This is a genomic window from Luteimonas wenzhouensis (assembly GCF_007859305.1).
GTDB lineage: Bacteria > Pseudomonadota > Gammaproteobacteria > Xanthomonadales > Xanthomonadaceae > Luteimonas > Luteimonas wenzhouensis.
Map to the genome: position 1 here is coordinate 31,543 of NZ_VOHE01000001.1, position 25,850 is coordinate 57,392.

General features: G+C 72.2%; 25 protein-coding genes. 10 read left to right on the top strand and 15 right to left on the bottom strand.

The features are described 5' to 3' along the window. The first annotated feature begins 9 nt into the window (after positions 1–9). On the top strand, positions 10–576 hold the full coding sequence (yeiP, locus tag FQY79_RS00110; RefSeq protein ID WP_146309620.1) for an elongation factor P-like protein YeiP: 567 nt from the start codon (positions 10–12) through the stop codon (positions 574–576). A gap of 15 nt (positions 577–591) precedes the next feature. On the opposite strand, the gene FQY79_RS00115 is transcribed toward yeiP, so the two are convergent. The 3 genes from FQY79_RS00115 to FQY79_RS00125 all read right to left on the bottom strand — a co-directional run bounded on the left by FQY79_RS00115 (position 592) and on the right by FQY79_RS00125 (position 4,179). Next, a complete protein-coding gene (locus FQY79_RS00115; RefSeq protein WP_484177361.1) occupies positions 592–2,415 on the bottom strand; it encodes a DUF7844 domain-containing protein in 1,824 nt (607 codons plus the stop codon). After that, positions 2,412–2,711 carry a DUF2388 domain-containing protein gene (locus FQY79_RS00120; protein ID WP_146309624.1) on the bottom strand — a complete coding sequence of 100 codons (300 nt, stop codon included), beginning with the start codon at positions 2,709–2,711 and terminating at the stop codon, positions 2,412–2,414. The genes FQY79_RS00115 and FQY79_RS00120 overlap by 4 nt, the downstream gene beginning before the upstream one ends. Before the next feature lie 82 nt (positions 2,712–2,793). Next, a complete protein-coding gene (locus FQY79_RS00125; protein WP_146309625.1) occupies positions 2,794–4,179 on the bottom strand; it encodes an FAD-binding oxidoreductase in 1,386 nt (461 codons plus the stop codon). 280 nt (positions 4,180–4,459) lie between these two features. Between FQY79_RS00125 and serA the strand changes: the two genes are divergently transcribed. Both serA and FQY79_RS00135 read left to right on the top strand, forming a co-directional pair. Beyond that, entirely contained in the window at positions 4,460–5,698 is a 1,239-nt protein-coding gene (gene serA / locus FQY79_RS00130; RefSeq protein ID WP_146309627.1) for a phosphoglycerate dehydrogenase, read from the top strand. A gap of 184 nt (positions 5,699–5,882) precedes the next feature. Next, positions 5,883–6,566 (top strand): HAD family hydrolase, encoded by a 684-nt coding sequence (locus tag FQY79_RS00135; RefSeq protein WP_146309629.1) that lies wholly within the window; start codon positions 5,883–5,885, stop codon positions 6,564–6,566. Positions 6,567–6,588: 22 nt separating this feature from the next. Here FQY79_RS00135 and FQY79_RS00140 read toward each other — a convergent pair whose 3' ends face one another. Next, positions 6,589–7,185: an NUDIX hydrolase gene (locus FQY79_RS00140; protein WP_146309631.1), complete on the bottom strand. Its 597-nt coding sequence runs from the start codon at positions 7,183–7,185 to the stop codon at positions 6,589–6,591. A gap of 113 nt (positions 7,186–7,298) precedes the next feature. Between FQY79_RS00140 and FQY79_RS00145 the strand changes: the two genes are divergently transcribed. From FQY79_RS00145 to FQY79_RS00175, 7 genes are all read left to right on the top strand, one after another. Then, complete coding sequence (locus FQY79_RS00145; RefSeq protein ID WP_146309633.1) at positions 7,299–8,804, top strand: amino acid permease; 1,506 nt, start codon at positions 7,299–7,301, stop codon at positions 8,802–8,804. Between the two features lie 63 nt (positions 8,805–8,867). Further along, positions 8,868–10,376 (top strand): Na+/H+ antiporter NhaC, encoded by a 1,509-nt coding sequence (gene nhaC / locus FQY79_RS00150; RefSeq protein WP_146309634.1) that lies wholly within the window; start codon positions 8,868–8,870, stop codon positions 10,374–10,376. 29 nt (positions 10,377–10,405) lie between these two features. Continuing rightward, positions 10,406–11,047, top strand: coding sequence for a methylthioribulose 1-phosphate dehydratase (locus FQY79_RS00155; RefSeq protein WP_146309636.1), 642 nt, complete (start codon positions 10,406–10,408; stop codon positions 11,045–11,047). Positions 11,048–11,158: 111 nt separating this feature from the next. After that, on the top strand, positions 11,159–11,716 hold the full coding sequence (locus tag FQY79_RS00160; RefSeq protein WP_146309638.1) for a 1,2-dihydroxy-3-keto-5-methylthiopentene dioxygenase: 558 nt from the start codon (positions 11,159–11,161) through the stop codon (positions 11,714–11,716). 68 nt (positions 11,717–11,784) lie between these two features. Then, a complete protein-coding gene (gene mtnC / locus FQY79_RS00165) occupies positions 11,785–12,480 on the top strand; it encodes an acireductone synthase (protein ID WP_146309640.1) in 696 nt (231 codons plus the stop codon). 86 nt (positions 12,481–12,566) lie between these two features. Then, on the top strand, positions 12,567–13,451 hold the full coding sequence (locus FQY79_RS00170) for a C13 family peptidase (protein WP_186759655.1): 885 nt from the start codon (positions 12,567–12,569) through the stop codon (positions 13,449–13,451). Positions 13,452–13,594: 143 nt separating this feature from the next. Then, positions 13,595–15,406: a sensor domain-containing diguanylate cyclase gene (locus FQY79_RS00175; RefSeq protein ID WP_146309644.1), complete on the top strand. Its 1,812-nt coding sequence runs from the start codon at positions 13,595–13,597 to the stop codon at positions 15,404–15,406. A gap of 156 nt (positions 15,407–15,562) precedes the next feature. Here the strand turns inward: FQY79_RS00175 and hisIE are convergent, their stop codons facing one another. From hisIE to FQY79_RS00230, 11 genes are all read right to left on the bottom strand, one after another. Beyond that, positions 15,563–16,174 carry a bifunctional phosphoribosyl-AMP cyclohydrolase/phosphoribosyl-ATP diphosphatase HisIE gene (hisIE, locus tag FQY79_RS00180; protein WP_146309646.1) on the bottom strand — a complete coding sequence of 204 codons (612 nt, stop codon included), beginning with the start codon at positions 16,172–16,174 and terminating at the stop codon, positions 15,563–15,565. Beyond that, positions 16,167–16,940 carry an imidazole glycerol phosphate synthase subunit HisF gene (gene hisF / locus FQY79_RS00185; protein WP_146309648.1) on the bottom strand — a complete coding sequence of 258 codons (774 nt, stop codon included), beginning with the start codon at positions 16,938–16,940 and terminating at the stop codon, positions 16,167–16,169. Before hisF ends, hisIE begins: the two co-directional genes overlap by 8 nt. Beyond that, the gene (gene hisA / locus FQY79_RS00190) at positions 16,940–17,701 is read right to left on the bottom strand and encodes a 1-(5-phosphoribosyl)-5-[(5-phosphoribosylamino)methylideneamino]imidazole-4-carboxamide isomerase (protein WP_146309650.1); all 762 of its coding nucleotides are present in this window, start codon (positions 17,699–17,701) and stop codon (positions 16,940–16,942) included. Before hisA ends, hisF begins: the two co-directional genes overlap by 1 nt. Before the next feature lies 1 nt (position 17,702). Beyond that, positions 17,703–18,302 carry an imidazole glycerol phosphate synthase subunit HisH gene (hisH, locus tag FQY79_RS00195; protein ID WP_146309652.1) on the bottom strand — a complete coding sequence of 200 codons (600 nt, stop codon included), beginning with the start codon at positions 18,300–18,302 and terminating at the stop codon, positions 17,703–17,705. Further along, positions 18,299–19,375: a bifunctional histidinol-phosphatase/imidazoleglycerol-phosphate dehydratase HisB gene (gene hisB, locus FQY79_RS00200; protein WP_146309654.1), complete on the bottom strand. Its 1,077-nt coding sequence runs from the start codon at positions 19,373–19,375 to the stop codon at positions 18,299–18,301. Before hisB ends, hisH begins: the two co-directional genes overlap by 4 nt. Next, a complete protein-coding gene (gene hisC / locus FQY79_RS00205; protein WP_146309656.1) occupies positions 19,375–20,511 on the bottom strand; it encodes a histidinol-phosphate transaminase in 1,137 nt (378 codons plus the stop codon). The genes hisB and hisC overlap by 1 nt, the downstream gene beginning before the upstream one ends. Beyond that, positions 20,508–21,809 (bottom strand): histidinol dehydrogenase, encoded by a 1,302-nt coding sequence (hisD, locus tag FQY79_RS00210; protein ID WP_425463170.1) that lies wholly within the window; start codon positions 21,807–21,809, stop codon positions 20,508–20,510. Before hisD ends, hisC begins: the two co-directional genes overlap by 4 nt. A gap of 20 nt (positions 21,810–21,829) precedes the next feature. Further along, positions 21,830–22,744: an ATP phosphoribosyltransferase gene (gene hisG, locus FQY79_RS00215; RefSeq protein ID WP_146309660.1), complete on the bottom strand. Its 915-nt coding sequence runs from the start codon at positions 22,742–22,744 to the stop codon at positions 21,830–21,832. Between the two features lie 12 nt (positions 22,745–22,756). Then, positions 22,757–23,083, bottom strand: coding sequence for a YerC/YecD family TrpR-related protein (locus FQY79_RS00220; RefSeq protein WP_146309662.1), 327 nt, complete (start codon positions 23,081–23,083; stop codon positions 22,757–22,759). 488 nt (positions 23,084–23,571) lie between these two features. After that, the gene (locus FQY79_RS00225) at positions 23,572–23,940 is read right to left on the bottom strand and encodes a hypothetical protein (protein WP_146309664.1); all 369 of its coding nucleotides are present in this window, start codon (positions 23,938–23,940) and stop codon (positions 23,572–23,574) included. A 16-nt stretch (positions 23,941–23,956) separates the two neighbouring features. Continuing rightward, positions 23,957–25,846, bottom strand: coding sequence for an HAL/PAL/TAL family ammonia-lyase (locus FQY79_RS00230; protein ID WP_146309666.1), 1,890 nt, complete (start codon positions 25,844–25,846; stop codon positions 23,957–23,959). Between the last annotated feature and the right edge of the window lie 4 nt (positions 25,847–25,850).

Genomic DNA, 25,850 nt, shown 5'->3' on the forward strand with positions numbered 1-25,850 from the left:
CACGACCGTATGAAAGCTTCCGAGATCAAGAAGGGCACCGTCGTCGAGCACAACGGCGGCGTCTACCAGGTGCGCGACATCGAGCGCAGTTCGCCGCAAGGGCGCGGTGGCAACGTGCGCTACCGCTTCATCATGTACAGCGTCCCCGGCGGGAACAAGCTCGACGCCAGCTTCGACGCCGAGGACCAGCTGGCCGAGGTCGAACTGCTGCGCCGCCAGGCCACCTACTCCTACCGGGACGGCGACGCCTTCGTGTTCCTCGACGACGAGGACTACACGCCCTACACGCTCGACGCGGACGCAGTGGGCGAAGCGGCCGGCTACATCACCGACGGCCTGTCGGGCTGCCATGTGCAGCTGATCGACGAGCAGCCGGTGGCGCTGCAGCTGCCGCAGCACGTGGTGCTGGAAGTGGTCGACACCCCGCCCGAGCTCAAGGGCGGCACCGCCACCAAGCGGCCGAAGCCGGCCAGGCTCAGCACCGGGATCGAGATCATGGTGCCCGAGTACATCGGCAACGGCGAGCGCGTGCTGGTGAACACCACCACCGGCGAGTTTGGTGGTCGCGCCGACTGAACGTCCGGTGCCGGCTCAGTCCGGCGCTTCCGCGGCGAGCGCGCGCAGGCGTTCGCCGATCCGTTCCAGGTTGCCTTCGGCGTCCCGCAGCCGCCTGCGCTGCCGCTCCGGCAGCCAGGCGAGCGCGGTCTCGTACAGCCCTGCATGCGCCGCGCGCAGGCGCGCGTCGACCTCGGCGACGCGCGTGGCAAGCAGCTCGCGTTCGGCCTCCTGCGGCAGCCCGTAGCCGGGGCCGGGCAGCAGCACGGCCGGCCGGCCCGCGCCGGCGCCGTCCGACCACAGCGCCTGCAACAGCGCTTCGACCGTGCCGTCCCCCTCGCCATCGCGGCGGTAGCGGCGGCGCAGGGTCTCGCGCGCCCGCGCCTGCTCCTGCCGCAGCGCCGCCTCCTCCAGCACCAGCAGGGCCGCTGTGGCGCGCAGGCCGCCGCGCACGAGCCATTCGCCGCGTACCGCCGGATCGAGTCGCAGCCAGGCATCGGCGTTGCGCGCCGGCAGCGCCAGTTCCGCGGAGGCGACCGCGTACATCTGGCCGAAGTGGCGCGCCAGGGAATCGAAGCGATGCCCCAGGCGCAGCGCCTCGGCCTCGTCCCCGAACACCGACGCGTCGGCGATCCCGGCGCGTTCCAGGCGCCGCAGCAGCCCGGTGGGCGTGATGCTGCGCATGCGCTGGCCATCGAGCCCGGGCAGCGCGTCGTTGAGCAGCTTCCAGGCTTCCACCGCGCAGTTGCTGGTGACGAACCGGTAGCGGCCGTCGTAGCTCCAGTGCACGCGCGCGGCGCGTTCGAGCAGGCGTGCGACCTGGTCCGGCCCCAGCCGCAGCGGCACCGAGCGCAGGCCGCGCAGTTCGATCCGGGTGTACTCGTCCACCACCTGCGCCAGCGGAAGCACGAACAGGCGCGAGGGATAGCCGCCGGTCAGGCCGCGCCAGTTCGAGACCTGGAGGTCGTCGACGAAGGCGCGGAACGAGAGCACCAGGTGGTGTTCCAGGTCGAGCCGGCAGTCCGGCCCTGGCGCACGGCCGGGCGCGCACACCACCAGCCGCAGCATGCCGTGGCCCCAGCGGCTCATCGGCGAGGCGTCGGGTTCGGCGAGCAGGTAGTCCACCCCGGCGACGCGCGCCGGATCCAGCGCCAGCAGCTGCAGGCCCGCCCCGGCCTCGCCGGCGGCTACCAGCGGCAGGGCATCGTCGCAGTCCACCTCCGGCAGCCGGGGCGCTCCCAGGCGCGCGACGAAATGGCGATGCAGCGCCGGCCGGCGGCAGGCGTAGGCGGGGTCAAGGAGGAAGTGTTCGAGGTTGACCGCGAGGAATTCGGCCGGGGACGCCAGTTCGTAGGGATCCGGGCTGCGGTCGCGGAAATCGTTGCGCCCGGTTCGCAGGCCCAGCCGCAAGGGGCGCACCGGCCAGCCGGCCAGGTCGAGCAGGCGCGGATCGCGCGACAGGCCGCCCGCGGGCGAGCGGTCGAGGACGTGCGCCAACTCGTGCAGCAGCGCCGCCAGCGCGGCGCGTGCGCGCGGATCGTGGTCGTCGGCCCGGTCGCGCGCCATCCAGCCGGCCAGCAGGCGGCGGTCGAGGCCGATGCGGCCGTTGCGGGTGCGGCCGTGTACGCGCTCAGGCAGGTCGTCGCGCCAGCGCAGCATGACCTCGCGATCGAGTCCGGCGGCCAGACGCGGCGGCAGGCGCGAGGTCGCCGCCGCCACGAGGTCACGGCTGGCGGCCAGCTCGGCAGGCGACAGCCCCTCGCCGTCGACCGCCACGCGCGGCTGCGCCGCGGCCGCCGCGGCGCAGGCCAGCAGCCCGGAGAGGCAGAGCGCGCGGAAGCGTCCGCGCACGGGGATCAGCGGGCCAGGATCGCCCGGGCCAGGTCCAGGTCGCTGGCCCCGCGGGCCGCCGCGTCGTGCTCGCGCAGCTGGCGCAGGGCCGCCTCCAGGCGCGCGCCGCGGATGGCGCCGTCGCTGGCCACGAACAGGGCGGCGTCGTCGCGCGCGGCCAGCACCACCTTGTCGTCGCCCGAACTGCTGCCCGACGAGGCGGACGTCCCGGCCGAGGTGGCGCCGCCCGTGGTCCCGGCGAAACTCCCGGCCCAGGCCGGCGCGGTGCAGGCCAGCAGGGCGGCGGCCAACAGCAGTCGCTTCATCGCGGATGTCCTGAGGGAAAACGTGGCGGAAGCATATCGCGGCCTCTGCGGCAGCGGCTGAACAGCACTCTGGCGGCGGGCCTCAGGGATCGAACAGCTTGCCCGGGTTCATCAGCCCGTCCGGATCGAGCACGCGGCGGATGCCGCGCATCACCTCGATCTCCGCCGCGCTGCGGGTCGAGGACAGGTAGGGCTTCTTGACCAGGCCGATGCCATGCTCGGCCGAGATGCTGCCGCCGTGGCGCTGGAGCGCGCCGGCCAGCAGCCTGGTCACCCGTTCGCAGTCGGCCACGAATGCGTCCTGGGCCATGTCGTCGGGCTTGAGCACATTGATGTGCAGGTTGCCGTCGCCGATGTGGCCGAACCAGACCACGTCGAAGTGCGGGTACTCGCGCGCCAGCAGGGCCTGGGTCTCGGCGAGGAAGGCCGGCATCGCCGAGATCCGGACCGAGACGTCGTTCTTGTAGGGCACGTAGCGGGCCACGCTCTCGGTAATCCCTTCGCGCAGCCGCCACAGCTGCGCGGCCTGGGCCTCGCTCTGGCTGATCACGCCGTCCACCACCCAGCCCTCGCCCACGCAGTGCTCGAAGGCCTCCAGCGCCGCGGCCTCCTCCGCTTCGCCGGCGGCGAATTCGGTGACCACGTAGAACGGGTACGTCTCGGCGAACGGCGGCTGCGCGCCGTGCGCGACCACGTGGTGCAGGGCGCGGTCGGTGAGGAACTCGAAGGCCTCCAGCCGCAGCCGCGCGCGCAGGGTGGAGAACACCTGCATGAGCGCCTCGAAATCCGGCAGTGCCAGCAGCATCACGCTGGTCGGCGGCGGCGGGTCGGCCAGGCGCAGGGTGGCCTCGACGATGATGCCGAGCGTGCCCTCCGAGGCCACGGTCAGGTGGCGCAGGTCGTAGCCGCTGGAGTTCTTGACCAGGCCACGGCCGACGTCGAGCAGTTCGCCGCGCCCGTCCACCAGCTTCAGCCCGGCCACCCACTCGCGGGTGTTGCCGTAGCGGATCACGCGGATGCCGCCGGCGTTGGTGGCGATGTTGCCGCCGATGCTGCACGAGCCGCGCGCGGCGAAGTCCACCGGGTACGCGAGTCCGCGTTCGCGGGCGGCGTTCTGCACCGCCTCCAGCGGCGTCCCGGCCTGGACGGTGAGCGTGCGGTCGACCGGGTCGAAACCCAGCACCCGGTTCATCCGTTCCAGGCTGACGACCAGCTCGCCGTTGGCCGCGACCGCGCCACCGGACAGGCCGGTGCGTCCGCCGGAGGGCACGATGGCCACCCCGGCCCCACGTGCCCAGCGCACGATGGCCTGCACCTGCGCCACCGAGGACGGCAACGCGACCGCCAGCGGCGCGGGCGTCCAGCGCCGGGTCCAGTCGCGGCCGTAGTGCTCGAGGTCGGCGGGATCGGTGAGCAGGCGCAGGTCGGGCAGCGTCTGCACGAGCCCGGCCAGGCGCGGGTCGGTCATCGTCGGGAGTGCGTGCGGCGGGAGCGCAAGCGTGCCAGTCGCGATGTCGGGCGTCCAGCGCAGGCGCATTCGCCATCGCCTGGGGAACCGGTCGACCCGGCGCGTGACACTGCGCTCGACGCGGTTCGTTTCCGGCGCAACGAACCCCGCGCGCAGTGTTCCGTCCATCGCGGCCGTTGTTCCGCATGCCGCGCCAAAAATGTCCTTGTGCAGCGCGGAAAACCCCGTCGCTTCTGGGATAATGCCAAGCCCATCCACACAGCACGGGACTCCCACGCGCATGACCCCCCTCACCTCGTTCCCCAAGCAGGACATCCGCGTGGTGCTGTTCGAGGGCATCAGCCAGAGGGCGGTGGAGGTGTTCCATGACGCAGGCTACCGGCAGGTGGAGCTGCTGCCCAAGTCGCTCACCGGCGACGAGCTGATCGGGAAGGTGTCGGGCGCGCACATCATCGGCATCCGCTCGCGCACCCAGGTCACCGCCGAGGTGATCGCGCATGCGCGCAAGCTGATCACGATCGGCTGCTTCTGCATCGGCACCAACCAGGTCGACCTGGAAGCGGCGCAGCTGGCCGGCATCCCGGTGTTCAATGCGCCCTACTCCAACACCCGCAGCGTGGCCGAGCTGGTGGTGGCCGAGGCGATCATGCTGATGCGCGGCATCCCGCAGAAGAACGCCGAGTGCCACCGCGGCGGCTGGAGCAAGTCGGCCGCCGGCAGCCACGAAGTGCGCGGCAAGACCCTGGGCATCATCGGCTACGGCCACATCGGCACCCAGGTCGGCGTGCTGGCCGAGGCGCTGGGCATGCACGTGCTGTTCCACGACATCGAGGCCAAGCTGTCGCTGGGCAACGCGCGCGCCGCGGCCAGCCTCGACGACCTGCTCGAGCGCTCGGACGTGGTGACCCTGCACGTGCCCGAGACCCCGGCCACCCGGATGATGTTCGGCGCCGCGCAGATCGCGCGGATGAAGTCCGGTGCACACCTGATCAATGCTTCGCGCGGCACGGTGGTCGATATCGACGCGCTGGCCGCGGCGCTCGAATCGGGCCACATCGGCGGCGCGGCGGTGGACGTGTTTCCGGTCGAGCCCAAGGGCAACGGCGAGCCCTTCGAGTCGCCGCTCACCCGCTTCGACAACGTGATCCTGACCCCGCACGTGGGCGGCAGCACGCTCGAGGCCCAGGACAACATCGGCGCCGAGGTCGCGGCCAAGCTGGTGCGCTACAGCGACAACGGCTCCACCCTGTCGGCGGTGAACTTCCCCGAGGTCACCCTCCCCGAGCACGCCGGCAGCCACCGCATCCTGCACATCCACCGCAACGTGCCGGGCGTGCTGTCGCGGATCAACGAGCTGTTCTCGCGCGAGGGCGTGAACATCAACGGCCAGTTCCTGCGCACCGACGCCAAGGTCGGCTACGTGGTGATGGACATCGCGTCCACGCCGGAGATCACCTCGCGCCTGCGCGCCGCGCTCAACGCCATCGAAGGCACGCTGCGCACCCGCGTCCTGTACTGAGCGGCCGCGCAAGCCGGCGTCGTCCGCGCGGCCGGCGGAGACGCGGCGGCCGGCACGGAACCGTGGCGTCGGCGGGCCGCCATCGCGCCTTCATCGGCCGTGGCTATGCTGGGCGGGTCCGCAGCACGCCGGACCGCCCGCGCCGATGCAGGCAGTAACGGCGCCCATCGCAGAGGAGTCCGCAATGCCCCGAGTTCCCACCGCGTTCCTGTTCGACCTCGACGGCACCCTCGTCGACAGCGTCTACCAGCACGTGCTGGCCTGGAAGGAAGCGCTCGACCGTGAAGGCGTGGACCTGTCGGTCTGGCGCATCCACCGCAAGATCGGCATGAGCGGCGGCCTGTTCACCAACATCCTGCTGCGCGAGACCGGGCTGGAGATCACCGAAGACCGGCTCGAGCGCCTGCGCGCCTGGCACGCAGAGGCCTACAACCGCCAGGCCGCGGCCGGCGCGATCCGTCCGCTGCCCGGCGCGCCCGAACTGCTCGCCTACCTCAGCGCCGAAGGCATCCCCTGGGCGATCGCGACCAGCGGCCGGATGGAGACCGCGGCGCCGAACATCGCCGCGCTCGGGGTCGATCCGGCAAAGGTGCCGGTGATCACCCGCGACCAGGTGCGCTACGCCAAGCCCGACCCGGACCTGTTCATCGCCGCCGCCGAACGCCTGGGCGTGGACATCGCGCATTCGCTGGTGATCGGCGACAGCATCTGGGACATGCTGGCCGCGCAGCGCGCCCGCGCCCTGGGCGTGGGCCTGCTCTCGGGCGGCTACGGCCGCGAGGAGCTCGAGCGCTCGGGCGCGTTCCGGGTGTACGACGACCCGGCCGACCTGCTCCGCCACGTGGACGAAGTCGCGGCGCGGCGCTGACGCGGCCGCCGCGGCGGCCGGCTCAGGCCGGCGCCGGCGACCGTTCCACCAGCCAGCGCCGCGCCATCCGCCGCAGCGAGGGATCGGCACCGGCGTCCGCGGCCACCGCCTGGATCCCGCGCCACGCCAGCGCCAGCGATTCCTCGCCGACCACGAAGTCCTCGTCGTCCCCCGCCCGGACCACGTAGCGCACGTCGTAGTGCCAGTGGCCCGGCACCCCGCGATGCTCGGGGATCCAGTGCCGGTCGAGGTCGAAGATGGCCGGCTCCACCCGCAGGCCGTGCAGTCCCGACTCCTCCTGCGCCTCGCGCAGCGCCACGCGGGCGAGATCGCGGTCGCCGTCGGCATGCCCGCCCGGCTGCAGCCAGCGGCCGAGCTTGCGATGGTGGGTGAGGAGCGTGCGCGATCCGGTGCGGTCCACCAGCCAGGCCGAGGCGGTGAAGTGCCCCTCCAGGCGCTCGCGCACGAACGGATCGGCCCGGTCCTCCAGCAGCCGCGCGAACCCGGCCGCCTCCGTGGCCTGGGCGGGGTGGCGGCGTGCAAACCCCGACAATGCCCGCGCCAGCCGCGCCCGTGCGTCCACGTCCACCGCATCCCCTCCCCGGTCCAGGCCCCGCATTCTCGCCCATGCGGAGGGGAATGTTGTGCGACGCATCGCCGCCCGGTAAGGTCGCGACGGTAACCTTTCGTCCTCGCGCATCGCGCCAGGTCCATTCTCCAGGGGAAACGCCAATGTCGAAGAGTCTGTTCAGGGTCAAGCCGGTCGAGCCGGCGCCGCACGTGGATGCGGGCGAACCGGTCGAGGGCTCCCTGCACGGCGAGGCGACGCTCAAGCGGACCCTGACCGCGCGCCACCTGGTACTGCTGGGCGTCGGCGCGGTGATCGGCGCGGGGATCTTCGTCCTCACCGGCCAGGCAGCGGCCAACCATGCCGGCCCGGCGATCATGCTCAGCTTCGTGTTCGCGGGGATGGCCTGCGCCCTGGCCGGGCTGTGCTACGCCGAGTTCGCGGCAATGATGCCGGTCTCCGGCAGTGCGTATTCGTACTCCTACGCCACCCTGGGCGAGTTCACCGCCTGGTTCATCGGCTGGTGCCTGGTCCTCGAATACCTGTTCGCGTCCTCCACCGTGGCGGTGGGCTGGTCGGGGTACATGGTGAGCTTCCTGACCACCACCCTCGGCGTGCCCTTCCCCGCCGAGCTGGCCACGGCCCCGATCACCTGGTCCAACGGCGAATTCGTGCGCACCGCCGGCATCGTCAACCTGCCGGCGATCCTGATCGTGGCCGCCGTCAGCGGTCTGTGCTACGTCGGCATCACCCAGTCGGCGTTCGCCAACGCAGTGGTGGTGGCGATCAAGGTGGCGGTGATCGCCGCGTTCCTGGGCTTCGGCGTGATGTACGTCGATCCGGCCAACTGGACCCCGTTCATCCCCGCCAACGAGGGGCCGGGCCAGTTCGGCATGGACGGGGTGTTCCGCGCCGCGACCATCGTGTTCTTCGCCTACATCGGCTTCGACGCGGTTTCCACGGCCGCCGGCGAGGCCAAGAACCCGCAGCGCGACATGCCGATCGGCATCCTCGGTTCGCTGGTGGTATGCACGCTGATCTACATCTCGGTGTGCGCGGTGCTGGTGGGCATGGCGCCGTTCCGCGAACTCGACACCGCCAAGCCGGTGGCCACCGCGATCGAACTGGCCATGCGCGCCGACCCGGGCGCCAACCTGGGATGGCTCAAGACCGCGGTCGAGGTGGGGGCCATCGCCGGCCTGTCCTCGGTGATCCTGGTGATGCTGATGGCGCAGCCGCGCATCTTCTACTCGATGTCGCGCGACGGCCTGCTGCCCCGCGTGCTGGGCAAGGTGCACCCGAAATACCAGACCCCGCACGTGGGCACGATCCTGGTCGGCGTGGTCGCCTGCCTCCTGGCCGGGTTCATGCCGCTGAGCGTCCTGGGCGAACTGGTGTCGATGGGCACCCTGATCGCATTCGCCACGGTCTGCCTGGGCGTACTGGTGCTGCGCTTCACCCGCCCCGACTTGCCACGTCCGTTCCGGGTACCGCTGTTCTGGCTGGTCTGCCCGCTCGGCGTGCTCGCCTGCCTGTTCCTGTTCCTGCAGTCGTTCATGGAGCACTGGCTGATCTTTGTGTTGTGGACCCTGCTGGGCCAGGTGATCTACTTCGCCTACGGCTATCGCCACAGCCGGCTCAACCGCGCCGCGGGCGCCGCTACCGCCTGACCGCCGCGGGCCGGCGACGCCGGCCCGCTCCACGCAGACGTATCGATCCAGCCAGCGCACGCCATGAGTTCTCCCGCCCCCCGAGCGCCCAGCCTGCTGCAGGCGCTGACCCCGCTGCTGTTCCTGGTCGCGCTGCTGGTGCTGGGCATCATGCTGTTCGCCGACGACGCGGTGTACGGCGCCAGCCAGATTGCGCTGCTGCTCGCCAGCGGGGTGGCCGCCCTGGTCGGCCTGCGCAACGGGATGCGCTGGAAGGAGATCGAGGACGCGATGGTCCAGGGCGTCGCCCACTCGGTCGGCGCGATCCTGATCCTGCTCTCGGTCGGCGCCCTGATCGGCAGCTGGCTGCTCAGCGGCACCGTGCCGACCCTGATCGTGTACGGCATGAAGCTGCTGCACCCGGCCTACTTCTACCCGGCCGCGTGCCTGGTCTGCGCCGTGACCTCGCTGGTCATCGGCAGCTCCTGGACCACGGCCGGAACCGTCGGCGTGGCCCTGGTGGGGATCGGCCAGGGGATGGACATGTCGCTGCCGATCACCGCCGGCGCGGTGATCTCCGGCGCGTACTTCGGCGACAAGCTTTCGCCACTGTCGGATACCACGATCCTCGCACCCGCGGTCAGCGGATCGGAGCTGTTCTCCCACATCCGCAACATGGCCTGGACCACCTTGCCCTCGCTGCTGATCGCACTGGGCATGTTCACGGCGGCCGGCCTGCTGGGACAGGCGCCGTCCGGCGAGGCGACCTCGGCCGGCATGGCCGCCACGCTGGAAGCGCAGTTCAACCCGGCCTGGTACCTGCTGCTGCCGATGGTGCTGGTGTTCACGCTGGCGTTCCGCCGCTTCCCGGCGTATCCGACGATCCTCGTCGGCGCCCTGGTGGGACTGGCGTTCGCGGTCGTGTTCAACCCCGACCGTGTGGTGGCGCTGGCGGGCAACGAGGCGCTGTCGCGGCCGATGGCGCTGGTGGCCGGCGCCTGGACCGCGCTGTTCAACGGCTACCAGGCGCAGACGGGCAATGCCGCGGTCGACGAGCTGCTCAGCGGCGGCGGCATGTCCAACATGCTCAACACCGTGTGGCTGGTGATCTGCGCCATGTGCTTCGGCTCGGTGATGGAGCGCACCGGCCTGCTGGAGCGCATGGTGCGGGGCGTGCTAGGCTGGGCGACCACGGCCCGATCGCTGATCGCCGCGACCCTGGTAACCGCGTTCGGCACCAACGTGGTGACCGCCGATCAGTACATGTCGCTGGTGCTGCCGGGCAAGCTTTACCAGTCCGAGTACGCGCGTCGCGGGCTGTCGCCGCTGAACCTGTCGCGCGCGCTGGAGGACGGCGGCACGATCACCTCGCCGCTGGTGCCCTGGAACACCTGTGCCGCGTTCATGGCCGCCACCCTGGGCGTGGCGACGCTGGACTACCTGCCGTTCGTGTTCTTCAATCTGGTCAACTTCGCGCTGGCCTTCCTGGCGGCCGCGGTCGGCTTCCGGATCCTGCCGCGGCAGCCCGACGAAGGCCCGGCCGCGGCCCTGGCGCCCGGGGCGCCGGTCGCGGACACCGCCAGCAGCCCCTGAACGCGCGCCGGATCGCCTAGAATCGGCGCATGAGCGACCTTCCCTACGACCGCCAGCGCCTGGCCGCGCGCGCCGACGAGATCATCGTCAACGTGCGCGAGCTCGCGTCCCTGGGCTGGACCCCGGCCACCAGCAGCAACTTCTCCTCGCGCCTGGACGAGGGCCACGCGGCGATCACCGTGTCCGGCCGCGACAAGGGCCGGCTGGTGCCCGACGACATCATGGTCGTGAACCTGGACGGCAAGGCCGTGGGCAGCGACCACCGGCCGTCCGCCGAGACCCTGCTCCATACCCAGCTGTACCGCCGGTTCCCGGACGTGGGCTGCGTCCTGCACACCCATTCGCGCAACCAGACCGTCGCCTCGCGCCTGTTCGCCGGCGTCGGTCACGTGCGCCTGGCCGGCTACGAGCTGCTCAAGGCGTTCCGCGGCAACGAGACCCATGAGACCGCGCTCGACCTGCCGGTCCTGCCCAACAGCCAGCACATGCCCACCCTCGCCGCCCAGGTCGACGCGCTGCTCGACCGCCGCCCGATGTGGGGCTACCTGATCGACGGCCACGGCCTGTACGCCTGGGGCCGCGACATGGCCGAGGCCCGCCGCCACCTGGAGGCGTTCGAGTTCCTGCTGGGCTGCGAGCTGGACCTGCGCCGGCTGTCCACGGTCCGCTGACCGCCCGCGTTGCGGCTCGCGAACGCCGGTGTTGCACCGATGCCGGCCACGGCGGCGGCGCCAGCTGCTAGCCTGTCGTTCTGCCCCACCATCCCTGCGAGGGAGCCCGCGATGAGCCGACTGCGCATCTTCTCAGACACCAACCCCGACGCGCCCGATTTCACCAGCCACGACGGCGACGAGATCGCGCGCGAGCTGGCGAAGATCGGCGTCCGCTTCGAGCGTTGGCAGGCCAGCCAGCCGGTCGCCGCCGGCGCCAGCCAGGAGGAAGTGATCGCGGCCTACAAGGCCGACATCGACCGGATTTCGGCCGAGCGCGGCTTCACCACCGTGGACGTGATCAGCATCAGCCCGGACAACCCGAAGAAGGATGAGCTGCGCGCCAAGTTCCTCGACGAGCACTACCACAAGGAAGACGAGGTGCGCTTTTTCGTGGAGGGCTCGGGCCTGTTCACCCTGCACGTGGGCGACAAGGTCTACGAGATCGAATGCGTCAAGAACGACCTGATCGCCGTGCCCGACGGCACCACCCACTGGTTCGACATGGGGCCGGAACCGAACTTCGTGGCGATCCGCTTCTTCCAGCAGCCCGACGGCTGGATCGGCCACTTCACCGGCACCGACATCGCGCAGAAGTTCCCGCGCTACGACAAGCGCGGCGCCGCCTGAGCCACCGCCCCGGCCGCCCGCCGCGCGGCCGTGGGTTACGCTCTCCCGTCCCAGTCTCCGGGCCTGCCATGCGCACCGTGATCCTCACCGACATCGAGGGCACCACGTCCTCCATCTCGTTCGTCAAGGACGTGCTGTTCCCGTACGCGCGCCGCGAACTCCCGCGTTTCGTCGCCGAGCACGGCCACGAGCCGGAGGTGCGGCGCTGGCTGGACCAGGTGGCGATCGAGAACGGCGGCCTGTGCCAGGACGCGATGATCGTCGAGACCCTGCAGGGCTGGATCGACGAGGACCGCAAGCACACCGCGCTCAAGGCGCTCCAGGGCATGGTCTGGACCGCCGGCTACCGCAACGCCGACTTCACCGCGCCGGTGTACCCCGACGCGGTCGCCGCGCTGCGCCGCTGGCACGGCAACGGCCACCGGCTGGCGGTGTACTCCTCCGGCTCGGTGCCGGCGCAGAAGCTGCTGTTCTCGCACACCGACGCCGGCGACCTGTCGGGCCTGTTCTCGGGCTGGTTCGACACCACGGTGGGCGGCAAGCGCGAAGCGGCGAGCTACGCCCGCATCGCCGGTGAACTGGGGGTCGAGCCCGGCGCGATCCTGTTCCTGTCCGACGTGGTGGCCGAACTCGACGCCGCGCGCGAGGCCGGGCTGCGCACCACCCTCGTCGACCGCGCCAGCGACTACCCGGAGCCGCGCACGGGTGCGGCTGCGGGCGGCCACCCACGCGTGACCGGGTTCGACGAGGTCGCGGTGGCGTAATGCGCCGGCCGGGGGCCGCGGGCGGACCGGGCGATGCGCGAAGGGCGCGCGCGTCCCGCTCTGCCTGGCTCTGGCTGGCGCTGCTGGTGGCCGCCTTCGCCGGCAACACCCCCGCCGCTGCGCAGGGGCCCGAGGGGCCGGACCCCGCCGGTCCCGCAGGCGACCAGGCCACCGCTCCGGACGAGGCCACCGCGCGCGACCGCGCCCTGATCGACGACCGGCTGTCGCGGATGCCGCCCCAGCGCCCGGGCCAGGTCGACCTGTTCGCCCTGGCCGTGGCCGGCGACGGGCGCGAGAACGTGTTCCGCAACGAGGCCGCCTATTTCGAAGACCTGGCGACGGCACGCTACGGCGCGCAGGGCCGCACCCTGGCGCTGGTGAACCACCCCGACAGCGTCGGCCCCACCCCACGCCCGCTCGCCACTCCCGACAGCCTGCGCCATGCGCTGACCGGAATCGCCGCGCGCATGGACCCGGACGAGGACATCCTGCTGCTGTTCGCCACCAGCCACGGCAAGCGCCCCCACGCGCTGGTGCTGCACCAGCCAGGCGCCTTCGACCTGTCGCTCACGCCGACCGACCTGCGCGCCGCCCTCGACGACGCCGGCATCCGCCACCGGGTGCTGGTCGTCTCGGCCTGTTTCTCGGGCGGCTTCATCCCCGCGCTGGCAGGCCCCGACAGCATCGTGATCACCGCCGCCCGCCGCGACCGCAGTTCGTTCGGCTGCGGCGACGCCACCAGCGCCACCTGGTTCGGCCGGGCCCTGCTGGTGGAGGGACTCAACCGCGACGGCGGGCTGCTGGACGCCTTCGCCTACGCCCAGCGCCAGGTCGAGCGTCGCGAGAAGATGGAGGGCCATGCCCCCTCGCATCCACAGATCCACGTGGGCGAGGCGCTGCGTGCGCGCCTGCTGGCCTGGGAGGCGCAGCTCGAACGCGGGCCGCCGCTGCCCTACCCGCATCCGCTCTAGCGCCCCCGGGGCGCGGGACGGCTGCCCGCCCGGCGCCCGCGGCGATGTCCCCTTTATCTGGCCGAAAGCGTTAGCCATGATGGCCCCGTTGGCCGCCGTCGGGAGCGATTGGGGATGGAACCAGCGATGGACCGGTACTGGCGATGAACGTGCGCAGGTGTCTCCTGGCATGGCTGGCTACGCTGCTGAGCCTGCCCGCCTTCGCCGGCCCGGCGCTGGAGCTCGCGCCCGGAGTGCGTAGCGTGGCGCTCTCGCCCCACCTGAGCTACCACCACGACCGCCAGGCCAGCGACCGGCCGGTGGACGCCTGGCGGCGCGTGGCCGACGGCGGATTCGAACCCCTTCCCGACGGCAAGGACGCGTTCGGATTCCAGCGCGGGGCGTTCTGGTTCCACGCCACCATCGTCAACCACGCCCCGGACGAATCGCGCTGGCTGCTGGTGCAGGAGTATCCGCTCAGCGACCGGCTCGAGATCTACCTGCGCTATCCCGACGGACGCGTGGTCGAATACGTCGGCGGCGACCATGTGCCGTTCTCCGAGCGCGCCGTCCGCTACCGGCACCCCAACTTCTTCGTCGACCTGCCCGCCGGCACCCCGGTGGAGTTGCTGCTGCGGGTGAAGAGCGAAAGCTCGATGCAGGTGCCGCTGCAGCTGTACACCCAGGCCGCGTTCACCGAGGTCTCGCGCGACGCGCAGCTGGCGATCGGCCTGTACTACGGGATCCTGCTGGCCCTGTTCTTCTACAACCTTGTGCTGTGGATCTCGCTGCGCGACGCCAGCTATTTCTGGTACCTGTGCCACATCACCGCGTTCGGGCTGGTGCTGTTCACGCTCAACGGCCTGGGCTTCGAGTACCTGTGGCCGCGCTCGCCGTGGCTGGCCGACCACATGGTGCCGATCTCGATCTGCCTGGCGCTGGTGGCGATGCTGCAGTTCGCGCGGATCTTCCTCGAGCTGCCGGACCGCGCGCCGCGGCTCAACGCGGGCACCGTGGCGCTGATCGCGTTCTTCGTGGTGTTCGGCGTGGCCTCGGTGTGGCTGCCCTACCGTATCTCCACCCCGGTCGCTTCGCGCGCGGTGCTGCTGGGCGTGCTATGGATCGTGCTGGCAACGCTGTACGTCCTGCGCCGCGGCTACACGCCCGCCCGGCTGCTGCTGCTGGCCTGGTCGATGTTCCTGCTCGGCACCGCGATCTTCACCCTGCTGGCCTTCGGCGTGCTGCCGAAGAACTTCGCCACCGAGTACGGGGTGCAGATCGGCTCGGCGCTGGAGATGCTGCTGCTTTCGGTCGCGCTGGGCTACCGCTACGCGCAGCTGCGCAACGAGAACCAGCGCATCACCGCCGAGGCCAACCGCCGGCTCGAGCGCAGCGTCGCCGAGCGCACGCGCGAACTGCAGAAGGCGCTGTCGCAGCTGGAGGAGACCCATGAACGGCTGCAGGATTCCAGCCGCCGCGACGCGCTCACCGGGCTGTACAACCGCAGCTACTTCCACGAGGGCTTCGAACGGCTGCTCTCGCGCTGTCGCCAAGCGCGACGCCCGCTGTCGTTGCTGATGGTGGACCTGGACCATTTCAAGTCGATCAACGACCGCTACGGCCACCTCGTCGGCGACGACTGCCTGCGCTGGGCCGCGCAGCGGATCGGCCGCACCCTGCGCCCGCACGATGCGCTGCTGGCGCGCTTCGGCGGCGAGGAGTTCGTGGTGGTGCTGCCCGACCACGACCTGCGCTCGGCGGTGGCGGTGGCCGAGGAGGTGCGCAGGTCGCTGGTCGCCGAGGCCTGCGAATCGCAGGGCGTGCGGCTGCGGGTGTCCGCCAGCATCGGGGTGCACACCATCGCCCCGGACGCGGCCGACGACATCGACGACGCGCTCGACACCGCCGACAAGGCGCTGTACGCGGCCAAGGCCAACGGCCGCGACTGCGTGCGCACCTCGATCACGGCGGCGTAGGCGGGTCCGGAACCGCACGCCATGGGCGCGTTGGACCGCCGGGCTCGGGCGTGCCCCGCACCGGCCCTCCCCCGCGCGCGGGGAGGGGCAGGCCGGGCGAACCCGGTCATCTGCTGCGCGTTCCGCGGCAAGGGTGGCTGGCGCCGCGGGGGCCCTTCAACGCCGCCGCGTGCGCAGCTTCGCTTCCACGTCCTCCAGCCCCAGCCCGCGGGCGCGCAGCAGCACAAGCAGGTGGAACACCAGGTCGGCCGCTTCGCCCAGCAGCGCGTCGTCGTCCTGGGCCACGGACGCGAGCGCCGTCTCGACCCCCTCCTCGCCCACCTTCTGCGCGATCCGGCGCACCCCGCCCTCGAACAGCTTCGTGGTGTAGCTGCCTTCCGGCCTCAGCGTCGCGCGCGCCTCCACCAGCGCCGAAAGTTCGGCCAGGGTGGCGCCCGGCGCGGAATCGAAGCAGCTCGCGCGCTGCAGGTGGCAGGTCGGGCCGCGCGGGCTGGCCTGCACCAGGAGGGCGTCGCCGTCGCAGTCCACGTCCACCGACACAAGGTCGAGGAAGTGGCCGGACGACTCGCCCTTGGTCCACAGCCGGCCCTTGCTGCGGCTGAAGAACGTCACCCGGCGGCCGGACAGCGTGGCCTCGAGCGCGGCGCGGTCCATGTAGCCGAGCATCAGCACCCGCAGCGTGCGCGCGTCCTGCACCACCGCCGGCACCAGGCCGCCGGCCTTGTCCCAGTCGATGGCCTCCAGCGCCCCGGTCCGGACCTCAGTCATCGCGCACCTCCACCCCGCGCCCGCGCAGGTAACGCTTCAGTTCCGGGATCCGCAGCTTGCCGCTGTGGAAGACGCTCGCGGCGAGGGCGCCGTCGACGTCGGCCTCGCGGAACACCGCTTCGAAATGCGCCGCCTCGCCGGCGCCGCCCGAGGCCACCAGCGGCACCGAGCACAGCGCCCGCACCGCGCGCAGCTGTTCGATGTCATAGCCGCGGCGCACGCCGTCGCTGTCCATGCAGTTGAGCACGATCTCGCCCGCGCCCAGGCGCTGGGCCTCCACCACCCAGTCCAGGGTGCGCACCTTCGGCGCCCGCATCCGGTCCGGGTCGCCGGTGTGGGTGCGCACGCGCCACTCCCCGTCCGGCTCGCGGAGCGAATCGATGCCGACCACCACGCACTGGACCCCAAAGGCCTCGGCCAACTCGCCGATCAGCGCCGGGCGCTCGAGCGCCGGCGAATTGATCGAGATCTTGTCGGCGCCGGCGTGCAGCACCGCGCGCGCGGTGTCCACGTCGCGGATGCCGCCGGCCACGCAGAACGGGATGTCCAACTGTGCCGACACGCGCTCCACCCAGCCGCGGTCGACCGAGCGCCCCTGCGGGGTGGCGCTGATGTCGTAGAACACCAGCTCGTCGGCGCCCTCGTCGCGGTAGCGCAGGGCCAGCTCGACGATGTCGCCCATGTCGACGTGGTCGCGGAAGCGCACGCCCTTGACCACGCGGCCGTCGCGCACGTCCAGGCAGGGGATGATGCGGCGCGCGAGCATCAGGCCGGCTCCGGGCCGGCGGCCACGCGTCCGATCGCATCTGGCAGCTCCAGCCTGCCCTCGAGCAGCGAGCGGCCGAGCACGATGCCGGCGCAGCCCAGTTCCCGCGCCGCGAGCACGTCGGCCAGCTCGCGCACGCCGCCGGAGGCCTGCAGCGCCACCCCCGGGACCTCGGCCGCGAGCAGCCGGTACAGCTCGAGGTTCGGACCGGTGAGCATGCCGTCGCGGCTGATGTCGGTGCACAGCAGGTGGCGCAGGCCGCGCTGCGCATAGCGTCGCGCCATCTCCTGCAGGGTGCCGGCCGCGGTCTCGGTCCAGCCGTGCACCGGCAGGCGCCAGGTGCCTTCCCGGTCCCGCCGGGTATCGAGGGCCACGGTGATGCGCTCGGCGCCGAACTCCTCGATCCAGCCAGCCACCATGTCCGCCTCGCGCACCGCCAGCGAGCCGACCACCACCCGGGCCGCGCCGGCGTCGAGGATCCGCTGCACGTCCTCGCGCGAACGCACCCCGCCGCCGGTCTGCACCTGCAGTCCCGCCTCGCCCGCGATCCTGCCGACCAGCGTGGCGAGGGTGTAGCCGCCGGCGCGCGCCGCGTCCAGGTCCACCAGGTGCAACCAGCGCGCACCTTGCGCCGCGTACTCGCGCGCCAGCGCCAGCGGATCGTCGCCGTAGCGCGTCTCCTGCGCGTAGTCGCCCTGGGCCAGGCGGACGATGCGACCGCCGCGGACGTCGATCGCCGGATACAGGGTGAAGCTGTCCATATCAAGGGTCCACCTGCAGGAAGTTGGCCAGGAGCCTCGCGCCGGCCCCGGCCGAACGCTCGGGATGGAATTGCGCGCCCATCACGTTGCCACGCCGCACCACGGCCGCGAACTCGCGCCCGTGGCTGGTGCTGGCGATGCAATCGGCGGTGACGTCGGCGGCGTAACCGTGCACGAAATAGGCGTGGTCGCCCCCGGCGAAGCCGGCCAGCAATGGATCCCCGCGCAGCGGGCGCAGGCGGTTCCAGCCCATGTGCGGCACGCGCAGGCCTTCCCCGGCCCGCAGCCGGCGCACGCGGCCCGGGAGCAGCCCGAGGCACGCGGTGTCGTCCTCCTCGGAGTGCTCGAACAGCAGCTGCATGCCCACGCACACGCCCAGCAGTGGCTGGCGCAGGCCGCGCAGGGTCTCCACCAGTCCGAGCTCGCGCAGCCGGCCCATCACCGTGGCCGCGGTCGAGACCCCGGGCAGGACCACCCGGTCGGCCAGGCGGATCGCCTCGGCGTCGCACGCCAGCACCGGCTCCACGCCCAGGCGCCGCAGCGCGTAGCGGACCGAGCCGAGGTTGGCGCCGCCGGCGTCGACCAGGACCACCCGCCTCACAGCACGCCCTTGGTGCTCGGCAGCTCCGCGCCTTCGCGCCGCACCGCCATCCGCAGCGCCCGCGCGAAGGCCTTGAAGCAGGCCTCCACCTTGTGGTGGTCGTTCTCGCCCTCGACCTTCAGGTTGAGGTTGAGCGCGGCCGCGTCGCAGACCGAACGGAAGAAGTGCTCGACCAGCTCGGTCGGCATGTCGCCCACCTTCTCGCGCCGGAACGAGCCCTCGAAGACCAGGTACGGGCGGCCGCCCAGGTCGAGCGCGGCGCTGGCCAGGGCCTCGTCCATCGGCAGGGTGAAGCCGTAGCGCGCGATGCCGCGCTTGTCGCCCAACGCCTGCCTCAGCGCCTGGCCCAGGGCGATGCCGGTGTCCTCGATGGTGTGGTGCTCGTCGATGTGCAGGTCGCCCTCGGTGCGCACCTTCAACGCGATGCCGCCATGCTTGCCGACCTGGTCGAGCATGTGGTCGAAGAACGGCAGCCCGGTCGAAACCTCGGCGTCGGCGACGCGGTCCAGGTCCAGCTCGACCCGGATCCGGGTCTCCTTCGTGTTGCGCTCCACCACCGCGCGGCGCGGCGCGTCGGCCAGTTCATGGGCGATGCCGGCCCAATCCCATTCGCCGCCGAACTGCTCCGTGCGCAGCTGGAAGCCGCGGATGCCCAGGTTGGCGGCGAACTGCAGGTCGGTCTCGCGGTCGCCAACCATGGCCGAGGCGTCGAGGTCGATGCTGCGGTCGCGCAGGTAGTGCTGCACCAGGCCGAGCCCGGGCTTGCGCGTGGGCGCGTTGTCGGCGGGGCAGCTGCAGTCGATCAGGACCTCGCGGAACACGATGCCCTGGCTCTCGAATACCTGCAGCATGAGGTCGTTGGGGCCGTCGAAACGCTCGCGTGGATAGGCCTCGCTGCCCAGCCCGTCCTGGTTGCTGACGATCACGAACTCGAAGCCGGCGTCGCGCAGCTTCAGCATGGCCGGGATCACGCCGCGCACGAAGCGCAGCTTCTCGTAGGCGTCGATCTGGAAATCCGCGGGTTCCTCGATCAGGGTGCCGTCGCGATCGACGAACAGGATCCTGGTGGCCATCAGCGCCCTCCTCCTCCGGCGGCATCGCTCATCCCCGGCGGGACGGCGGTGGACGGACGCAGGGCCGACAGCACCGACAGCACGCGTGCGTTCTGCTCCGGCGTCCCGATGGTGATGCGCAGGGCGTCGCCCAGCGCGGGCGCGGCGCGCTGGTCACGGACCACGATGCCGGCGCCCAGCAGCGCGTCGAACGCGGCTTGCGCGTCCTCGAAGCGCACCAGCAGGAAATTGCCCTGCGAGGGATACACGCGGCGCACGCCGGACAGGCGCGCCAGTGCGGCCGCCAGTCGCGCGCGTTCGCTACGCACCTGGGCGATGCGCGCGGCGGTGGCCGCGCGCGCTTGCGGCGACAGCCCGGCGACCGCCAGCGCCGCGCACGGCGTGGGCACCGGGTACGGCGCCTGGCAGCGGCGCAGCACCCCGGCCAGGGCCGGATCGGCGATCGCCGCGCCGATCCGCGCCGCGGCCAGCGCATGCGCCTTGGACAGCGTGCGCAGCACCACCAGGTTCGGGTGCGCCTGCAGCAGGGTCGTGGCCGACGGGAGGTCGGAAAACTCGGCATACGCCTCGTCGACCACCACCAGCGACCGCCCTTCGAGGGCCCGGGCGAGCGCGGCGATGTCATCCAGGGTGATCGCCTGCCCGCCCGGGTTGGACGGCGAACACAGGAACACCAGCTTCGCGCCGCCCCCGCCGGCCGCCCGTGCGATCGCCGCGAAGTCGGGCACCAGGCCCTGCCCCGGATCGTCGAGCAGCGGCACCTCCAGCAGCGGCGCGCCCTGCAGCCGCGCGCTCACCGCATACATGCCGAACACGGGCGGCGTCACCAGCACCGCGTCGCGCCCCGCCTCGCAGGTGGCACGCACCAACAGGTCGATGGCTTCGTCGCTGCCGCGGCCGACCACCAGGCGCTCGGGCGCCACCGCATACAGGTCGGCCAGCGCTGCGCGCAGCGCCTCCGGCTGCGGATCGGGATAGCGCCGGCAGGTGGCGTCGGCGTCGGCGGGGTTCGCCCAGGCGGATTCGTTGGCATTGAGCCACACCTCGCCCTGCAGGCGCGACGAACGGGCCGAGCTGTAGCCGGCGAAGTCGCGCAGGTCCTCGCGTACCAGGGCGAGCACGTCGTCCGCGCTCACGCCGCCTCCCGCTCGTCGGGCCGCCGCAGGCGCAGGCGTACTGCGTTCGCGTGCGCTTCCAGCCCCTCGGCCTCGGCCAGGGTCATCGCGCAGGGGCCGATCGCGCCGATCCCGGCGCGGCTGGCTTCCTGCACGCTCACGAAGTTCTGGAAGCTCGCCACCGACACCCCGCTGTAGGCATGCGCCGCGCCGCCAGTGGGCAGCACGTGATTGGTGCCGCTGCAGTAATCGCCCAGCGCCTCGGGCGTGCAGTCGCCGAGGAACACCGAGCCGGCCGCCTCCACCCGGTCCAGCCAGGGGCGCGGCTCGCGCAGGGCCAGGATCAGGTGCTCGGGCGCGTAGGCGTTACTGATGTCGAAGGCCGCGTCCAGCGTCGGGACGCGCACCAGGCGCGACTGCGCCAGCGCCTGGCGCGCGATCTGCGCCCGCGGCAGCACGGCCAGCTGCGCCTCCAGTTCGGCTTCCACCCGGTCGAGCAGCCCCTGGTCGTCGCTCAGCAGCAGCACCTGCGAATCGGGCCCGTGCTCGGCCTGCGACAGCAGGTCGGCGGCGACGAAGGCCGGATCCGCGCCAGCATCGGCGATAACCAGCACCTCGGAGGGACCGGCGGGCATGTCGATCGCCGCCACGCCGGCCTGCGCCACCTGCTGCTTGGCCTCGGTCACGTAGCTGTTGCCCGGCCCGAACAGCTTGGCGCAGCGCGGCACGCTGGCGGTGCCAAAGGCCATCGCCGCGATCGCCTGCGCGCCGCCGAGCTTGAACACGCGGTGCACCCCGGTCAGGCGCGCGGCCACCAGCACGGCGGGATCCGCGCTGCCGTCCCTGCGCGGCGGCGTGCACAGCACCACCTCGCGGCAGCCGGCCAGCCGGGCCGGCACCCCGAGCATCAGCGCGGTGGACGGCAGCGGCGCGCTGCCGGCCGGCACGTACAGGCCCACGCGCGCGATCGGCCGCACCACCCGCTCGCAGGTCACGCCGGGCGCGGTCTCGACCGCGTAGCCCTGGGCCATGCCGGCGCGGTGGAAGCGTTCGATCCGCGCCGCCGCCTCCTCCATCGCGGCCCGGAGCTCCCCGGGGACCGCCGCTTCGGCGGCCGCGAACTCATCCGCGGTGACCTCGAACGACGCCGGCGCGACGCCGTCGAAGCGCAGCGTGATCTCGCGCAGCGCATCATCGCCGCGCGCGCGCACCTCGTCGATGAGCCTCGACACCGCCGCCCGCGTGCGCGCCTCCACCGCCTGGACCGGCCGTTGCAGGGCCTGCGCGCGCGCCGCGGCGTCGAGCACCTCCCAGTCCAGCCGCTGGACGAGGCCGGCGCTCACGCCAGCATCCTCTCGACCGGCAGCACCATCAGCCCGCGCGCGCCGGCACGCTTGAGGTCCTCCAGCCGCTGCCAGGTCATCGCGCCGTGGCACAACGCCTGCAGCGCCAGCGTGTCGGCACCGTCGACCTGCAGCACCGTGGGCTGCTCCGCGTCGGGCAGCATCTCCAGCAGGGCCGGCACCTGCGAACGCTGCGCCTGGAACATCAGCAGGCGGCTGTCCCGCAACCGCAGCACGCCATCGAGCCGCCGCAGCAGCATCTGCGCCAGTTCGCCGCGGATGTCGGCGAACGGCTGCAGCGGGCCGGCCAGCACCGCCTCGCTGCGCATGATCGTGGCCACCGGCCGCAGCTGGTTGGCGGTGAGCGTGGCGCCGCTGGACACCAGGTCGCAGACCACGTCGGCCTGGCCCAGGCGCGGCGCGATCTCCACCGAGCCCGACAGCACCACCACCGACGCCTCCACGCCCTGCTCCGCCAGCCAGCGACCCAGCAGGCCGGGGTAGCTGGTGGCGATGCGCAGGCCCTGCAGGTGCTGCGGACCCTCCCAGTCCCAGGCTTCGGGGATCGCGACATCCAGGCGGCAACCGCCGAAACCGAGCGCGCGCACCTCCTTCGATACCTGGGGCTTGCCCTCGGCCGCGCGCAGCGCCGCCTGCTCGTCGAGCACGTTGCGGCCGACGATCCCGTAGTCGCACACGCCGTCGGCGAGCAGGCCGGGGATGTCGTCGTCGCGAACGAGCAGCAGGTCGACCGGCAGGGTCTCGCCGTAGCAGAACAGCTTGTCGCGGCTTTCGCGCCACGACAGCCCGCACGAGGCGAGCAGCGCCCGCGCCGGGTCGCTCAGGCGTCCGGATTTCTGGATGGCGATGCGCAAGCGGTCGCGCGCCGCGGGGACGGCCGTAGGACTCATCGTGTGGTTCCTTCAGTGGCCCGGCGCGAGCCGGGGGTACTGGCGCCGGACGGCGGCGGCATAGCCGCCCGCGCCATGCTCGAGCGTGCGCGCGACGCGGCCGACGGTGGTCACGCTGACCTGGGTGCGCTCGTGGATCTCGCGGTAGGGCAGGCCCTGCAGCAGCAGCGGGACCACGCGCCAGCGGTCGGCCATCGCCTCGAGCTCGGCCGGGGTGCACAGGTCCTGCAGGAAGGCGGCCACCTCGTCCACCCGCTCGAGGCTGGCAAGCGCCTTGGCCAGTGCCCGGAAGGAAGCGTTGGCATCGGATTCGGGCAGGGGATCGAGGCGCTGCTTCATAATGCGCTAATGTAATAGCACGTTATTACATTGGTCAAGCGCGCGATCGTGCACACCGCTCGCCCTGCCCGCTCGACGCGCAGGTGCCGACCCGGCACGCCGATGACTGGCGGCCGTCCTGCGGCGGCCCGCCCTCATGGGCACGGGCGGCGCGAAACCTGGAGTCAGGGCGAAAACCTATCGCTAATGATCTGATTTATATGGCGAATGCCATGGACGCGTGTGTCGTGGACGGGTCGAGGGGTGACGACTGTGCGCCCCGCCCCCTTTTGCGGGGGAAGGCCGGGATGGGGGTCGGCTCCGAGGCGACCCACTGCCCCCCACCCCAACCCTCCCCCGCAAGCGGGGGGTGCCGCAGCAACTGGTGCCATGCAGAAGGCGCACCAGTGTCCTCCGCCCCCGCCCGGCATCGCCTTGCACGCCCGGGCATGGCCGGCCAGGCGCCACGGACGTCCAGCGAGCGCCCCTGAGGCGCCGGCGCCTTCGCCTCACTCCCCCGGTGCCGGTCCCCGCCCACGCGCCAGCACCCAGCCGGCGACCACGCCCGCCAGCGCACCGCACCACTCCATGAACACGCGGGTGCCGAGGGAATCGGCGTCGTGCATCTTCGCCAGCGCGATCCGCGCATACAGCGGCGATTCCAGCCGGACCACGCCGAGGTAGAACAGGTTCCAGCTGTCGATCCCGGCCGCGATCGCGACCGCGCACACGCAGGCCCAGCCGATCGCGCGCGACTGCGGCCAGCCCGCGCGCAGGGCGATCCAGCGCCAGGCCAGCAGGCACAGCACGCCGACGGCGAACGCGATCAGCGTCGCCTCCAGCACGCCCAGCCAGCCCAGGTGCAGCGGCAGGTTCACCCGCCCCGCCCTGCCGTCATCGGCCGATCGCCTCGAGCAGCGTGCCGTCGGCGACCAGTTCCACGGCCGCCGCGACGTCGGCGTCGAGGGCGCGGTCGCGGTCGAGGAACGGGATCCGCCGCCGGATCGCCGCGTGCGCCGCGGCCACACGCCGGCCCGGATGGAACGGCTCGGCCTGGGCCAGCTCCTGGCGCAGCGCCTCGACCTCGGCGACGAACGCGGGATGGCGCGGATCGCCTTCCGGTACGCCGTGGACCTTGCGCAGCAGCGCCTGCACGTCGCCGCGCCGGGCGAGGTCGCGCGCGGCGTTGATCATGTCCAGGCGCAGGTCCAGCGCCTGCGCCGCGGTGTAGAGCTCCAGCGCCAGCACCTTGCCGAGGTCGTCGACCATCGACAGCACGTGCCGCGCCTCGTTGGTGCCCATCGACACGTGGTCCTCGGCGTTGGCGCTGGTCGGGATCGAGTACACGCTGGCCGGGTGCGCACGGGTGGCGAGGTCGTTGACGATCGCCGCCGCGGTGTACTGCACGATCATGAAGCCGGACTCGGTGCCGTCCTCGTTGCCGATCAGGAACCCCGGCAACCCGTCGCTGGTGGCCGGGTCGACCAGCTTGTTGAGCCGGCGCTCGCTGATCGAGGCCAGCACCGGGATCGCCGCCTTGACCGCGCTCATCGCCAGCGCCAGCGGCATGCCGTGGAAATGGCCCGCCGAGATCACCTGCTGCTCGACGTGCTCGGCCTCGCGGTCCGGGAACACCAGCGGGTTGTCGGTGACCGCGTTGAGCTCGACGTCGAACACGCGCGCGGCATGCGCCACCGCGTCGCGTACCGCGCCGTGCACCTGCGGGATGCAGCGCAGCGAATAGCTGTCCTGCGGCTGGTGCTTCTTGCCGCCGCGGAACGGCTTGAACCGGGTGTAGAACTTCTCGCGGCCGTGGCGCTGGTCGCTCGGCACCCAGTTCCAGCCGATGTCGAAGCTGAGCTGGCGCGACCCGGGCGTGTCCCAGCTCGCCGGCAGCCAGGGCCGGAACAGCGGCACCAGGTGGTAGGGGATGTCGGCCAGGGTCGAGCCTTCCAGCAGTTCGCGCAGGCGCGCGGCCGTCTGCACCTGCCCCGGATGCGGGCGCAGCGCGTGCACGTCCTCGGCGAACGCGCCCAGTCGCCCGGCGAAGGCGTCGATGGTCATCGCCGCGGCCAGGTCGGCGGTGTCGAGCATGCGCTCGAGCCGGTGCAGCGCCAGCGCGCCGGTCGCCAGCATCTGCGCGGTGCCGTTGTTGAGCGCCAGGCCTTCCTTGTACGACAGCCGTACCGGCGCCAGGCCCGCGGCGGCCAGTGCCTCGGCGCCTGGCATGCGCCGGCCCTGGTAGAACGCCTCGCCGCCGCCCAGCAGCACGATCGCCAGGTGCGACAACGGCGCGAGGTCGCCCGAGGCGCCCACCGAACCGAGTTCGGGCACCACCGGCACCACGCCGGCGTTGAGCAGCGCGGCGAGCGCTTCGAGCGTCTGCACGCGGATGCCGGAGTGTCCGCGGAGCAGCGTGTTGATGCGGATGCACAGCATCGCCCGGACCACGTCGGCCGGCAGCGGCGGGCCCACGCACACCGCGTGGGTGACGATCAGGTTGTGCTGCAGCTCCTCGTGCAGGGAACGGCCCGAGGGCTCGGCGCCCGGCAGTTCGTCGCGCAGCGGGTGCGCGCCCAGCAGCTTGTCGGCATTGCTGCCGAAGCCGGTGGACACGCCGTAGATCGGTTCCTCGCGCCGCACCTGCTCGGCCAGGAAGTGGGCGGCGCGCGCCACCGCGCGCAGCGCCTCCGGGTCGAGCCGCACCGCCGCGCCGTTCGCCACCGCGACCAGCTGGTCGCGGGTCAGCGACCGTCCGTCGAGCAGGACGATGCCGTCGCCCATGGCG

Excerpts from the sequence above, each read along its gene's own strand:
- yeiP (WP_146309620.1), top strand. The coding sequence starts at position 10 with ATGAAAGCTTCCGAGATCAAGAAGGGCACCGTCGTCGAGCACAACGGC.
- FQY79_RS00120 (WP_146309624.1), bottom strand. The coding sequence starts at position 2,711 with ATGAAGCGACTGCTGTTGGCCGCCGCCCTGCTGGCCTGCACCGCGCCG.
- FQY79_RS00125 (WP_146309625.1), bottom strand. The coding sequence starts at position 4,179 with ATGACCGACCCGCGCCTGGCCGGGCTCGTGCAGACGCTGCCCGACCTG.
- serA (WP_146309627.1), top strand. The coding sequence starts at position 4,460 with ATGACCCCCCTCACCTCGTTCCCCAAGCAGGACATCCGCGTGGTGCTG.
- FQY79_RS00135 (WP_146309629.1), top strand. The coding sequence starts at position 5,883 with ATGCCCCGAGTTCCCACCGCGTTCCTGTTCGACCTCGACGGCACCCTC.
- FQY79_RS00140 (WP_146309631.1), bottom strand. The coding sequence starts at position 7,185 with ATGCGGGGCCTGGACCGGGGAGGGGATGCGGTGGACGTGGACGCACGG.
- FQY79_RS00145 (WP_146309633.1), top strand. The coding sequence starts at position 7,299 with ATGTCGAAGAGTCTGTTCAGGGTCAAGCCGGTCGAGCCGGCGCCGCAC.
- nhaC (WP_146309634.1), top strand. The coding sequence starts at position 8,868 with ATGAGTTCTCCCGCCCCCCGAGCGCCCAGCCTGCTGCAGGCGCTGACC.
- FQY79_RS00155 (WP_146309636.1), top strand. The coding sequence starts at position 10,406 with ATGAGCGACCTTCCCTACGACCGCCAGCGCCTGGCCGCGCGCGCCGAC.
- FQY79_RS00160 (WP_146309638.1), top strand. The coding sequence starts at position 11,159 with ATGAGCCGACTGCGCATCTTCTCAGACACCAACCCCGACGCGCCCGAT.
- mtnC (WP_146309640.1), top strand. The coding sequence starts at position 11,785 with ATGCGCACCGTGATCCTCACCGACATCGAGGGCACCACGTCCTCCATC.
- FQY79_RS00175 (WP_146309644.1), top strand. The coding sequence starts at position 13,595 with ATGAACGTGCGCAGGTGTCTCCTGGCATGGCTGGCTACGCTGCTGAGC.
- hisIE (WP_146309646.1), bottom strand. The coding sequence starts at position 16,174 with ATGACTGAGGTCCGGACCGGGGCGCTGGAGGCCATCGACTGGGACAAG.
- hisF (WP_146309648.1), bottom strand. The coding sequence starts at position 16,940 with ATGCTCGCGCGCCGCATCATCCCCTGCCTGGACGTGCGCGACGGCCGC.
- hisA (WP_146309650.1), bottom strand. The coding sequence starts at position 17,701 with ATGGACAGCTTCACCCTGTATCCGGCGATCGACGTCCGCGGCGGTCGC.
- hisB (WP_146309654.1), bottom strand. The coding sequence starts at position 19,375 with ATGGCCACCAGGATCCTGTTCGTCGATCGCGACGGCACCCTGATCGAG.
- hisG (WP_146309660.1), bottom strand. The coding sequence starts at position 22,744 with ATGAGTCCTACGGCCGTCCCCGCGGCGCGCGACCGCTTGCGCATCGCC.
- FQY79_RS00220 (WP_146309662.1), bottom strand. The coding sequence starts at position 23,083 with ATGAAGCAGCGCCTCGATCCCCTGCCCGAATCCGATGCCAACGCTTCC.
- FQY79_RS00230 (WP_146309666.1), bottom strand. The coding sequence starts at position 25,846 with ATGGGCGACGGCATCGTCCTGCTCGACGGACGGTCGCTGACCCGCGAC.